Genomic DNA, 13,252 nt, shown 5'->3' on the forward strand with positions numbered 1-13,252 from the left:
TATTGGTGGAGGTTGAGAATAAATGCGGTCACTCCGCGAGACGGACTCGTTCTCGATGGAATCGACTCTGCATCATGACGACCCGGCGAACTCCCCTCACAGGACGGCCAGCGGACCAGGCCGATGGCTGGCCTTAATCACCACGGTGGTCTGCGTTGTGTTGGCTCTTCTGTTCTTCCAGACGCCGCCAGGCCAGAATGTTGTTCAGTTAGCCGGCCTTGCCGACCGGTCGGACGCGTACACCGAACTCTCGTTCTCCGAACCGGAGAATCTGCCGAAAGCGCTGCCCGCGGCGGCGACGGTTCTCAAATCCCCATTCGTGATTCAGAACCGCACCGGCACCCAGCACGCCTATACGTGGACTGTCGAGGTCTCCGACAGCCAGGGACCGAGCTGGACCAAGTCCGGCAGCGTCCAGATCGCCGATGACCAGCGTGCGATCGTCTCCCCACTCGTGCGGGTGAACTGCAGGACCGGACGCGTCACCATCGGGATCCGCCTCGACAGCGGCGAGGGCATCCACCACGGCGTCGCCTGCACCGACTCCGGCTCGGGAGACAACGGATGAGCCGTCGGCCAGTGATCGCGATCGTCACCGACGCGATCCACCCGTACAACTTCGGTGGCAGAGAGATCCGTTACCACGAGCTCGCCAAGCACATCGCCGAACGGGCGGAGGTGCACGTCTTCACGATGCGGTGGTGGGACGGGCCACGCGTCTACACCGAAGGCCCGATCACCTTCCACGCGATCTCACCTCTCATGCCGTTCTACCGCGGGCCCCGGCGCTCCATCCGGCAGGCCTTGGTCTTCGCTCTCGCGACTCTGCGGATCGTGGGAAAACGCTTCGACGTTCTCAAGGTCGACCACATGCCGCACCTCCAGCTGTTCCCACTTTGGCTCGTGGCGTCTCTCAGGCGCAAGCCGTTGATCGCAACCTGGCACGAGGTATGGGGGCCGGAATACTGGCGGGATTACCTGGGCCCGAAGGCGGGGCGCGTGGGCTGGTGGGTCGAGTGGCTTTCGATGCGCCTGCCGGACCACATCATCGCCGCCTCTGAGGAGACGGCTGACCGGGTCCGCTCGATGCTGGGCGGCCGCACCGACGTCACCGTCGCGCCCAACGGCATCGACCTGAAGGCCGCTCGTAACGCCCCTCCCGCCGAGGACCGCACCGACGTGGTCGTGGTCAGCCGGCTGATGCAGCACAAACGTCTCGACATGCTGCTGGAGTCGATCGCCCTGTTACATGAGAAGGACATACCGGTGACCTGCCGCATCATCGGTGATGGTCCCGAACGTGACGCCCTGCACGAGCAGGCCGACCAACTGGGCCTCGGTGACGCCGTGGACTTCCAGCACGATGTCACCGACCAGCACGCGGTCTACTCCATGATCAAGGCGGCCCAGGTGTTCGCCTTCCCGTCGATGCGGGAGGGCTTCGGGATCGCCGCGCTGGAGGCCATCGCCTGCGGCGTCCCAGTCGTGACCACCTCCGCGCCGGACAATCTCGCCCAGCATCTGGTCGCCCGTTCGCAGGATGGCGTCGTGTGCGAGCCGACGCCTGAGGCGTTCTCCGCGGCGCTGCACGACGCGCTCACCCGCGGCCGGAACTCGCCAGAGGAGGACTGGCTCGGCGAGTACGCCTGGGAGGAGATCGCAGAACAGGTCATAGGAACGTTCCACCGATGAGAGTTCTTTACGTCAGTCCGTACCCGCCGGCTCCCGACGGGATCGGCGTCTACACCCAGGTGCTGGCTGGTGCCGTACGAGCTCCCGGGCACGACGTCGCTGTGCTGGCCGCGCATCCCGCCCCCGGTTGGTCACCCGAAGTGGTCGGCGCCCTGGCCATCAGAAGCCTGACGAAAGACGTCCGGGACGCCGTGGCCTCCTTCGCTCCCGACGTCGTCCATCTGCAGTTCGCGGTGCCGGCTTTCGGGGCGAAGAGCCTGGCCGTCACTCGCCTCCTGGATGAGCTCTCGCGTCTGTCGGTGCCGGTCACGGTGACCATGCACGAGGTCACTCGCGACACGGCGCTGCTGCGGGGGCCCGGCCGGACGCTGTACAGGCGCATCGCGGCACGCTGCGACAAGATCATCGTGCACACTCGGGCAGCGCGGGAGACGCTGACCGGAGCACTCGGCGTCCCGCCGGAGAAGACGGTGGTCATCCCGCACTTCTCCGTCCGGCCGCCCGCTGCGAAGAGCACCCCCGACGAGTTGCGGCTGCGCTTCGACCTCGGCGGCTCGCGCATTCTGCTCGCCTTCGGCTTCATCCACGTGGACAAGGGCCTCGACGACCTCGTGACGGCTCTTTCGATCCTGCGGCGGGAATGGCCGGAGACCCTCAGGGACGTGCGCCTCGTGGTCGCCGGTGCCGTCCGCTCCAGGAGAGGCCCGTTCCGAGTGTTCCAGCTCCGTGACGAGGTCCATTTCCTCTCGGTCCAGCGCATGGTCCGGGCCATGGGGCTTGATGATCATTTCGTCTCCACCGGGTACGTCCCGGACGGGGACATCGGGGCATGGTTCGAGGCCGCCGAGGCGGTCGTCCTGCCGTACCGGACGGCTGAGCAGAGCGGCGTCGCCAATCTCGCCACGGCCTACGGCGTTCCGGTCATCGCCACCGCAGTGGGCGGTCTCGCCGACATGTTCACCGCCTCCCCCTGGATGGCCCCGCCTGGCGCACCCGGGCGACTGGCCGCCGTCATCGGTCGATTTCTCCGCGAGACCCCGGTTGGGCATGATCATGGGGGATCCGCGGAACCGGCGCAGGCTGCTTCCTCCAAGACCACCGACCTGGAGACGGTTGTCCGAGAAACGCTCGGCGTGTACCGCGCGATCCGCCGGTCCACCGTGCAGCCGACTCGAGGGAGAACCCCCGGTGCCGCCTAGTTTGTCTGTCGTGATCTGCTCGCTGAACGGCGCTTCCCGGATTGAACGGCCCCTGCGCGGGCTGGAGGCGCAGACGGCCCGTGACTCGCTGGAAGTCGTCGTGGTTGACGACGGATCCCAAGACGGAACAGGCGACATCGCACGCGAGCGTGGATATCGGGTAATCCGGCATGAGCGTAACAAGGGACTTTCGGCGGCGCGCAACACAGGGGCACGCACGGCCACCGCACCGATCGTGGCGTTCCTCGACGACGACTGTGAGCCCGTCCCGACTTGGGCCGAAGAACTGCTGGGCGGATACGAGGAAGACGTCATGGGAGTCGGGGGTCCCGTGATCCCGGTCACCGGCTCGGGGTTCCTGTCCCGCTACGTCGAGCGCAACAACCGCCACCAGCCGCTGGACCTGGAACTCACAGTCAGCCAGGCGCTGCCGTACCGGCTGTGGCTTTACCTTCGCCGTCAGTGGTCGGCGCCGCGGGCCCCCGCACGCCGCGACGTCTACTCCTTCACGGGCGGCAACATGTCCTTCCGCCGCGACGTTCTGCTGGCGGCCGGTGGATTCGACGAGCGGTTCCGCTTCGGCTCGGAGGAGGAGGACCTGTCGCGGCGGCTCCGTCGGGCTCAGCACACCAGGCTGGTGTTCGTCCCCGAAGCCTGGCTCTCCCACCGCTTCGAGCCGACCTTGCGAAGCCTCCTGCGCCGCAGTGTCGCCTACGGCAGGGGCAACGCTCTCCAATACCGCAAGTGGCCGTCCGTGCGTCCGACGATCTTTCCATGGCCCGCTCTCGTAGCGGTCCTGCTGATCGGGGCCGTGTGGTTGCCGCCGCTAGGCCTCGTGGCCGCCATGGCGCCGCTGTTGCTGTATCCGCGGGGAGTCGTCAACACGGCCCGGCACGGGACGCTGGAGGCGCTGGCCGACCCCTATCTCCAACTCGTCCAGGAGACTTGCGAGAACATCGGTTTCGTCAGCGGGTGGTGGCGTTTCCGCCGCCTGTCCGCCGAGCCCGCGTCCGCGAGCAGGCAGCGTGAGCGGGCCACGTGATGAACGTGCGCCGTCGCTCTGCCGCGAGGCGCCGGCCCCCACCAGCGGAGACCGTACGGCCGCGTCTCGACGTCGGGCACCGGCCTCCTCCGGGGAGGACCGTCCGTCGCCGGCATAAGGTCAAAGGACGGCACACCGATGCGACCGCCGGCAGCGACACGATCTTCACCGTCGGCCGATTGGCACAGCTCGCTCCGCTCGTCCTCATCGGGCTTCTTGTGGGGTTGCGAGAGATCTGGGCGGTCCAGGCGCTCCTTTTCGCCCTCCTGCTGACCGCCCCGGGCTGCCTGCTTCTACGTGCCCTGCGCGTTCCCGATTCGGCGGTCGCCGCCTTTCCCCTCTACGTGCCGAGCGCGTCGCTGGTGGTCCTCCTGCTCTCCGGCCTGGCGGTCAATGTTCTCGGCCCCCTCGTGGGGGTTGTGGCCCCACTGCGGCCCGTCCCGCTACTGGTCGGCCTCGAACTCGTCTGCCTGCTCCTGTTCTGGGCGGGGATGTCCGCGCCGGGCGAGGCCGCCATCTCTTGGCATTCGCTGCTGCCGGTGCGCTGGCTCATACTGCCCGCCCTGCTGCCGCTCACCGCGGCGGCCGGAGCGTTACGCCTCAACAACGGCTACGGCAACGCGGTGGCCGTCGCGACCGTCATCGCCTGCGTGGTGGTCCTAATAGCGGGGATCGCGGCCGTCGACCGCCTCGGCGACGGCCGCCTCGGCGTCCTTCTCTTCGTGGTCGCCCTGGCCATGATGTGGTCCTACGCGCTGCGCAGCGATCTGGTCTATGGGTTCGACATCGCCACCGAGTACGCCACGGCCCGGGCGACGATCGAGGCCGGCGTCTGGCATGCCAACCACAGCACCGACGCGTACGGAGCGATGCTGAGCATCACGACGCTCCCGGCCCAACTCCATGCGCTTTCGGGGCTGCCCGAGGTGCTCCTCCTCAAAGTGGCGTATCCGGTCGTCTTCGCCCTGTTCCCGGTGGGCGTGTTCAATCTGGCGCGCCGGTTCCTGCCGCGACGATGGGCCTTTCTCGCGGCTGTCTACGTGCTGGCGCAGGGTGAGATCTCCCAGCAGCTTCCCGCTCTCGCCCGCCAGGAGATCGCCCTGGTGCTGTTCGTGGCACTCGTCGGAGCGGTGTTCGACGGACGCATGCGGCGATACCAGCGGCTCACAATGATCGGGTTGTTCGTCCCCGCGGTCGTGATGTCGCACTACTCCAGCGCTTACTTCGCGATAGTGATGCTGGGCGGGGCGGTCGCGCTGCAGTTGGCGGTGTCGGTCTTCCGCCGGGTTTCCTCGGTGAACGGCGCGCTGTCGGCCTCGTTCGCGGGCATCACTTTCTTCGCGGTGCTGTGGTACGTGCCCATCACCGATTCGGCGTCCAATGTCTCGCAGTTCCGCACACTGGTCACCTCCGACGGCCTGCAGTTGATGCCGCACGGCATCCCCGGCCAGAGTCTTTTCGCCTCCTATCTCAATGGCACCGAGCTGACGAACATGTCAGCGAGCGAATACTCCCGGGCGGTCCGAGACAACTACAAGGCAAGCAAGCCGTACATCATCCCCTACGGTGACTCGCGGCGAATCCGATACAGACTCCAGGACGCCGCCGCGCCGAAGGCGCCCGTGGTGGTTCCGGTCCTGCGGGGCGTGCTCAATATCGGCGAACTGCTGGCCAAGCAGCTCGGGAACCTGCTCGCCCTCGTGGGAGCGCTCGTCCTCGTCCTGCGGCGGCGCTCGCCGGGCGCCGCGCGGGTGGTCGGCCTGCTGAGCATTCCTGCCCTTGGCTTTCTCGCGATCTTCAGGCTCTCCGGAACCTTCGCCGTGGCCTACAACCAGGGACGGGCTCAGCTTCAGGCGATGGTGCTCCTTTCCATTCCGCTGTTCTGGGTGCTGCACCGGATCCCCCATGGCCGACTTGTTCCGGCCCGCCGCGCCGAGACGATCCACCGAGTTCTCGGAGCGGCGGCGGCCTCGGCCGTCATCACGATTTTCCTCAACACGAGCGGGCTGGTGGGCGCCACATTGGGCGGTGGAACGGGGTCGAATCTCGCCGCGACCGGGGAGGACTTCGAAAGGTTCTACATGTTCACACCCGAGCTCGCCGCTGCGCGGTGGCTGGGAGAGCATCGCGACGATCCGAAGTCGTTCGTCTACGGCGATCGCTATGGGCAGTTGCGGCTCGCCACCGCGGCCAGAATTTCCAACGGCTTCGTCACCGACATCACGCCACAGACCCTGAACCGGCATGCCTGGATCTACTCCAGCTACAACAACACCGTGTATGGACGTGCGCGATCCACGCTGAACGGTCGTCTGGCCACCTATGTGTTCCCGAACTCGTTCATCGACACCCATTACAACCTCGTCTACGCCAATAAATACTCCAAGGTGTTCTACCGTTGATATCTATTGTCATCGTCAGCAAGGACGAGCCCGCGCTGGACAAGACGCTCGCCGGCGTCACGGCTCAGGCACGGGCGCTGGCCGAACAACGTGGCGCCGCATGCGAGATCATCGTCGTCGACGCCTCGGAAGGGCGGCTCGACCACATCGCGGCGGCCCATCCGCACGTGCGCTGGAAGGACTTCCGCCGCCCGCCGGGGGTCCGCGTTTCCATTCCCCACCAGCGCAACGAAGGCGTGCGGTCGGCCGAGGGCGAGGTGATCGTCTTCACCGACGCGGGGTGCCTTCCGGAGGAGGGCTGGCTCGCCACCCTGCTCCGGCCCATCCTGACGGACTACGAGGCCGTGACAGCGGGGGTCGCCGTTGGCCCGCGGCATCACGAGGGCCTGTACGACGACACGATGCGGAGGCGTACACATGTCACCTACCTGGATGAATGCCCCACGATCAACTTGGCTTTCCGGCGCGAGGCCTACGAGGCCGTCGGCGGCTTCGACGAGGCATTCGAATACGGCTCTGACGTGGACTTCAGCTGGCGGCTCATCGACGCCGGCCACCGGATCCGCAACGTGCCCACGGCGACCGTCATCCACGACTGGGGTGACGGGCGCCGCCAGCTTCGCCGCTCCTACGTGTACGGCAAGGCTCGGGCGCGCCTCTACCGGAAGCACCGCGCCCGGCGCGGGCAGCTACTCCGGAAGGAGCCGATGGTCCTGGCGTATCCGCTGTTCCTGCTCGGACTTCCGCTGACCTTCGTCTTCCCTCTCTATCCGGCGCTGTTGCTCATTCCCATCGTCCGAAACAGGCACAACGGGCCCATCCGGGTGGTCGTCGATCACCTTGCCTACGGCGTCGGCGTGCTGGCGGAGCTCACGGGACGATGAGGCCCCTGAAGAAGCCCCCGATGAAGCTGCTGGTCCTGCCGCGCGACGGGAACCCGTACCAGGAACTGCTGTACACCCCGATGCGGTCCAGTGGGGTGCGGGTCCGGTACCTGGGCCGGCTCACCCCGTCTCACACGCTCAACCTGCTGCTGCTTCCCGCGGAGCTCGCCGTGCGGCGGCTCTCGGGGGCCCGGCTGCTTCACCTGCACTGGGTGTTCGCCTTCGCCTTTCCGGGCGGCCCCGTCATGCGGCACCCGGCGCGGCTCTGGTTCGGTGTGGTGCTGCGCGTGGTCCGGCTACTGAGCATTCGCCTGATCTGGACCGCCCACAACGTGTTGCCGCACACGCCGGTGTTCGGCGACGACGCCGAGGCGCGACGCCTTCTCGTACGTCACTGTGATCTCGTGATCGCCCACTCCCCCGTCGCCCTCCGCCGGCTCGAGGCTCTCGGAGCCCGCTCACGCCGGAGCATGGTCGTCCCGCACGGCCCCTATCCGGCCCATCCCATCCCGCCGGCCGGATCGTCCGCGGGCCCGCGCCGTTTCCTTTTCTTCGGCCGTGTAGAGGAGTACAAGGGCGTTGAGGACCTGATCACAGCGTTCGCGGCGCTGCCGGACGACATGGACGTCCGTCTCGCGATCGTGGGATCGTGTGGTGACGAGCGCCTGGCGGCCCGGCTCCGCCTGCGTGCCCGCGACATGGCGGGAAGGGTCGAGCTGCAGCTGGCCCGCGTGCCGGACGAGGACCTGCCCGGCGTCTTCGCCGCCGCGGACGCCGTGGTGCTCCCGTTCCGCAGGGTCACGACCAGCGGCAGCGCGATTCTCGCGCTGTGCTACGGACGGCCTCTGATCGTTCCGGACGCGGACGTGCTCTCGGGGCTGCCGGCCGACGCGGCCATCCGTTATGACGGCGGCGTTACGGGGCTCACGAACGCTCTGATCGGCCTGGCCTCCTCGGATTCCGGCACGTTGCGGACGATGTCGGACGCGGCGCTCGCGCACGTACGTCAGACGGGGTGGGAGGAGATCGCCGAAACGACGTGGGCGGCGTTCGCGGCTCTTCTCGATGAGGCCCCCGACCGCGACCCGCCGGCTTCGGAGGACGTGTCTTCCAGCCGGCTCTCCCAGGTCCGGGCGCGTGTGCGGTCGGTGGTTCACGACCGGTTGTACCGCTCCTCTCTGCTCCTCCTGGCCAACACGGCGTTCCTCGCCGGGTTCGGCTTCGTGTTCTGGACGCTGGCCGCGAGGTCCTACGCCGCCGAGGCGGTCGGCTGGCTCGCGGGTGTGACCGCCGCCGTCAATCTCCTCGCCACGGTCGCGGCTCTGGGCCTCCCCAACACCCTCATCCGGCACCTCGCCCGGGACCGGAATCCACGCGCGCTGGTGGGCGCGGCGGTCGCCCTGATCAGCGCGGTCGGCGGTGTCCTGACAGTCTGCTGTGTCCTGGCGATCGGCCCCCTGCTGCCGCCCACACTCCACCTGGATCAGCGGGGCGGCGGGGTCAGCCTGGTCACGATCCTGGTCGCGTTCACAGCCGTCAGCTCGGCGTTCGACGCCGGGCTCATCGCGGCGGGGGCGACGGGCGCTCTGCTGGTGAAGAACCTCGCCGGGAGCATCGCCAAGGTGCTCGCTTTGATCGCTCTGACGCGGTTCGAGGTCACCGGGCTCGTCATGGCCTACGGCGTCGGCACGGCACTCGGCTCGATTCTCGGCGGTCTTGCTCTGGTGAGACGGCTCGGCCGAGGCGGGCGTCCCCGGCACAGGGTCCCCACCTTGCGGCGTTACGTCTCCTACGCGGCAGGCACCTACCTCGGCACGATCATGGGGATCCTGCCGAGCACCGTGGTCCCACTCGAGACGCTGGCGATCCGGGGGCCGCAGGAGACGGCCTGGTTCGCCATCGCCTTCCAGCTCGCAGCCTTCCTGAACTTCATCCCGTCGACGACATCACAGGCCCTCTTCGCCGAGTCCAGCGGCCGATCTCTCCGGCAGGGCGTCTGGAAGGCCTTGAAGGGGATCTACGCCCTCCTCCTTCCTGCCGTCTTCCTGATGGTCCTCGCCGCGCCGTACCTGCTGCGGCTCTTCGGCGAGACCTACTCGACCAGGGCCTCCGACTGTCTCCGGGTCCTCGCCCTGGGCGCGTTGGTCACCGCCGGCAACTACGTCATGGACACGGCGCTGATCGCCAGAGATCGCGCTTCGGCCTATGTCCTCGTGAACGGCGCCAACGCCGCGCTCGTGCTGACCCTTGTCGCGGTGCTCATGCCGTTCGGCCTGACCGCGGCCGCTTGGGGCTGGGTCCTGGCTCAAGCCGTCTCGCTGGTCGTCGGGTTCTCGGTGGTCGTGGCCGCCTTCCGCAACACGTCTACGCCTCGGGCGAAGACGGCTTAGGCCAGGCGGGAGGTTCTGAGGTGCGGGGACTCGCCGCGGCGCCAGGCGGGGAGCAGCTCGTCGATGAGGGACTCCGTCTCCGGGGCCATGCCGCCGCCATAGGGGTGGGACGCCGCCCTCCTGTGCAGGCCGTCCACGACCGCCCGTAGCCGGGCCTGGTCGCCGGTGGCGTGGGCGGCGCGGAGCAGGTCGCGCCACAGGCCCTCGTCGTCGGCCGCCAGGAGCAGTCCGGCCCGCGCCGCCGCCACCGCGGCATGGGGGTCGTCCTGCGCCAGCCGTATCTCGCACAGCGCGTGGGCCGCGTCCGCCACCCAGGCGGTCACGTCGTATTCGAGCGAGTCGGCGGCCAGCCAGGCGTACCGGTTGCCAGGTCTGCCGTTCAGCAGCGGCCCGCGCACGAGACCGAGGGCCTGGTCGAGCAGTACGGCTTCCGCCTCGCCGGGCCGCCGGGCGTCGGCGACCTCCCCGGCTCGCCGGACGAGCTCCTGGAAGAGCTGCCAGTCGGTGCGGATCTCGGGGCCGAGCCGCAGCCGCCCGGACGTGTCGAGTAAGAGGTGGGGCCGCCCCTCGGAGTCTTTGCCGAGCCATTCGGCCACCCGCGCGATGGTCGCGTCGCGGACCGCGGGCTGCACGCCGCGCGGCCAGAGCACCCCTCCGAGGACGACCGGATGGACACCGGCCCGATGGGTGGCCAGGTAGACGACGAGCTCGTGCGCGAGCGCGGCCCGGCCCTCTTCCAGGGGATTGACCGGGCTGATCTCGATCGGGCCGAGGATCCGCACCTCGATCGAGGGCGGCTCGTCCGACACGCGCTCGGCCGGATCGGACACGGTGAGCGGCTCACCCTCGCTGCGCTGTGCCGTACGGAACAGGTTGACGACCGCGTTGTAGTGCCTGCGCGGCAGGAGGTGGGCTTCCACCTCGAACCCCAGGGCGTCGACCCGTGCTCGTCCGTCCTCGGTGATCTCCCAGGTCCAGGTGGCGTGCGGGACGTCTCCCGCCAGCACGAACCCGCTCGCCGTCCGCATCCCCTTGCCGAGCATCGCGAGGCGGCGGGCCTCGTCCTCGTCGGGGCGGATGGCCGACAGCAGGTAGTGCGGCGTCCACGCCGGGTCGGCCACGCGGCCGTGGATCCGGCCGGTGAGGACGTCGTCGGCCTGCCGGACCCGCTCCTCGAACTCGGGGAGGACGTCGGCCAGGCTGCCCGCCGTCCGGATCCGCTCGGGCGCGAGGACGGCCAGCTCGTCTCCGAAGCCGACGAGCGTGATCCGCATGTGGTCCGACCACCGGTTGGTCGCCAGCTCGACGGCCAGCGCGGACAGGGCCGCCACGGTGTGCGCGCCGGTCATGCTGATGAGCCCGTGGGCCGATTCCAGGTCGATGAGCACCCGGCCGCCCTCTCCCGTGCCGAGCGACACCAGTCCCGGATAGGGCGCGGGCGCGTCGGCGAGGGCGTGCTCGTCGATCCGCCGCCCCTCATGCGCGGGCAGCCGCCAGACCTGTCCGCCGTCGCATGCCTCCCAGGGCTCGGGGGCGTCCTCGTCGGGCGGCTGGATCCACAGGTCGAGGCCGCGGGCGGACAGGTGCACGGCGTACACCGTGGGAGGGCGCTGCCCGCGCTCGGCCAGCAGCTTGCCGAGCAGCCGCAGGCCGATGTCCAGCATGCGGCTTCCGGGGGCGTCCGCGCCCAGGCGGATCGCCACCTCGGCGTTGGCGGCGTCCCCGCGTGGCCGGGCGACCCGGTGCCCGAACGCGCGCCGCCAGAGCTGCTCCCTGCGCCTGCGCCCGAGAACGGCCAGCAGCCCGGCGGAGGCCAGCGTCGCCGCGGCGAGATAGTCGACGAGGTCGAGCCCCGCGGCGGACTCCTCCGGGTCGGCGAAGGGCGGCTTGCCTGCCGGATCCGCGCTGTGCGTCCCGCCGCCCGTCCCCCGCTCGCCCGGGCGACTCGCCGGGTTCCCGGCCGGATGTACGGCTGGCCTGGTCGGTTGCGCGCTCGGTTGGACACTGGGTTGGGCACTGGGCTGGCCGGCCGGGGTGGCTGTGACGGTGTGCTGCGGCATCGCCGGCGGCGGCAGCACGATGCCCGGCTTGCCCGGATCCTGCTTGCCTGGATCGGGCTTGGTGGTGGGCCGCGGGTCCGCGAGGACGTCCCCGGCATCGGGGGCGTCGGCCGTACCGGAGAAATGGGTGCCACCGTCGAGCTCGGCGGGCTTGCCGCGATGCTCCTCCAGGATGGTGGGCCGGTCCTCGTCCACCGGGACGACATGAACGTTGCGGGCGTCGTCCGGCATGTCGAGCACCCAGCCCGGCCGGATCAGGTCGGCCATGTGCAGCCGGCTGCCGTCGGGCTGCTCCTTGTGCTGGTTGAGCCGGTAGATCTCGTGATAGCGCCGCCCGTCACCCAGGCACTTGTCGGCGATCTCCCACAGGCTCTCGTGGTGACGCCCGTGCGGTGGCTGCACGACGTAGACCTTCTTGACCTCACGGGCGTGCAGCGGCGAGCGCTCGACGGCCGGGTCGACCGGCGCGGACAGAGCCGCCATCTGCGGGCGGATCGGGGCGGGAGCGCCCACGCGGGCGATCGGCACGGCCACCGCCGTGGCGGTGAACAGCAGCAGCACCGCCGACACCAGCCGGTTCGCGAGGGCCTGGGTGCCGCCCGAAAGGGGAACGCGCGCGGGCATGCCGACGCGGCGGAGCCCGGCGTACACCTCGACGACCACGCAAAGGAAGAGCTGGAACCAGGCCAGCCACACCAGGAGGACGAGGATGGCGATGATCGTCTCGGGCCCGACCTGGCTCGTGAAGACGTCGGCGTTGAGCAGTTCCTTCGGCAGGGGTGGGCCCGCCAGCCTGAGCAGCGCGTACGGCACGCCGCCCATCAGGCCGGCCAGCGCCAGAAGAGCACCGAGCCCAGCGAAGACGTCACCGGCTGTGCGTTTGGGCGGGATGCGGACGGGCCGACGGCCCCGCCACTGCTCCCCGCCCGAACCGGCCGGAGATCGCAGGGAGACCGGACGCGGCGGACCCGGCGGACGCGGCGGAGACGCCCCGGCTCCCCGGGGCCGTGGCTGCGGCCCGGCCGACTGCGGCCAGCCGCTTCCCTCAGGCCGCCCGGCCTGCCTGGACGGCGGCGTGGGTCTCTGGGACATGCCTATCCCTCCCCAAGGCGGTTGTTTGGCATGGCGCGGGCCGGCCGGTGAGAGCAGGGCGTGATGGCGGTCATGCGGCACCCGCGTCCGGAGCGGCGGTGGCGTTCGCTTCCATGTCGGAACCGCTGAACCCCAGCACGGAGAGGAAGTAGGCGTCCCAGTGGACTCCGATCCCCACCGTCACCTCGTTCTGAGCGCCTCCCATCGCGCACTCGGTCATCTTCACGCCCTCGACCTCCTGGGCCGCCACGATCTGCTGGGCCTTGCCGCACACGGTTCCCTCGTCGGCCAGCAACCGGACCTGACCGGTGGCGCGGAGCGCCTCGGTGTCGATCTGGTCGGCGGCGGCGCGGGCGGCCTGTTCCGCGATGTCGGCTGCCTTGAGCCGCGCGTTGATGGCCGCGCCGCCGTCCACCAGCAGCCCGGCCAGCAGGAACACGGCGACCGAGAAGATGACCACGAAGACCGACATCGACCCCCGTTCGCCACCC

9 protein-coding genes are annotated in these 13,252 nt (G+C 69.4%); 7 read left to right on the forward strand and 2 right to left on the reverse strand.

Annotated features, from left to right (window positions below; translation table 11 throughout):
* The first annotated feature begins 55 nt into the window (after positions 1-55).
* From ABH927_RS10345 to ABH927_RS10375, 7 genes are all read left to right on the forward strand, one after another.
* Positions 56-568: a hypothetical protein gene (locus ABH927_RS10345; protein ID WP_370020266.1), complete on the forward strand. Its 513-nt coding sequence runs from the start codon at positions 56-58 to the stop codon at positions 566-568.
* The gene (locus ABH927_RS10350) at positions 565-1,692 is read left to right on the forward strand and encodes a glycosyltransferase family 4 protein (protein WP_370020267.1); all 1,128 of its coding nucleotides are present in this window, start codon (positions 565-567) and stop codon (positions 1,690-1,692) included. Before ABH927_RS10345 ends, ABH927_RS10350 begins: the two co-directional genes overlap by 4 nt.
* On the forward strand, positions 1,689-2,891 hold the full coding sequence (locus tag ABH927_RS10355) for a glycosyltransferase (protein ID WP_370020269.1): 1,203 nt from the start codon (positions 1,689-1,691) through the stop codon (positions 2,889-2,891). The genes ABH927_RS10350 and ABH927_RS10355 overlap by 4 nt, the downstream gene beginning before the upstream one ends.
* A 10-nt stretch (positions 2,892-2,901) precedes the next feature.
* On the forward strand, positions 2,902-3,933 hold the full coding sequence (locus ABH927_RS10360; protein ID WP_370020271.1) for a glycosyltransferase family 2 protein: 1,032 nt from the start codon (positions 2,902-2,904) through the stop codon (positions 3,931-3,933).
* Positions 3,934-4,112: 179 nt separating this feature from the next.
* A complete protein-coding gene (locus tag ABH927_RS10365; protein ID WP_370020272.1) occupies positions 4,113-6,335 on the forward strand; it encodes a hypothetical protein in 2,223 nt (740 codons plus the stop codon).
* A complete protein-coding gene (locus ABH927_RS10370; RefSeq protein ID WP_370020274.1) occupies positions 6,332-7,219 on the forward strand; it encodes a glycosyltransferase in 888 nt (295 codons plus the stop codon). Before ABH927_RS10365 ends, ABH927_RS10370 begins: the two co-directional genes overlap by 4 nt.
* A gap of 20 nt (positions 7,220-7,239) precedes the next feature.
* A complete protein-coding gene (locus tag ABH927_RS10375) occupies positions 7,240-9,609 on the forward strand; it encodes a glycosyltransferase (RefSeq protein WP_370020276.1) in 2,370 nt (789 codons plus the stop codon).
* Here the strand turns inward: ABH927_RS10375 and ABH927_RS10380 are convergent.
* Together ABH927_RS10380 and ABH927_RS10385 are read right to left on the reverse strand one after the other, a co-directional pair.
* The gene (locus ABH927_RS10380; protein ID WP_370020278.1) at positions 9,606-12,761 is read right to left on the reverse strand and encodes a BTAD domain-containing putative transcriptional regulator; all 3,156 of its coding nucleotides are present in this window, start codon (positions 12,759-12,761) and stop codon (positions 9,606-9,608) included. The genes ABH927_RS10375 and ABH927_RS10380 overlap by 4 nt on opposite strands.
* A 70-nt stretch (positions 12,762-12,831) precedes the next feature.
* Positions 12,832-13,233, reverse strand: a complete 402-nt coding sequence (locus tag ABH927_RS10385; RefSeq protein WP_370020280.1) for a pilus assembly protein TadG-related protein — start codon at positions 13,231-13,233, stop codon at positions 12,832-12,834.
* Positions 13,234-13,252 lie beyond the last annotated feature (19 nt).

Origin of the sequence: Planotetraspora sp. GP83, assembly GCF_041262585.1 — a bacterium.
Lineage (GTDB): Bacteria > Actinomycetota > Actinomycetes > Streptosporangiales > Streptosporangiaceae > JAOEGB01.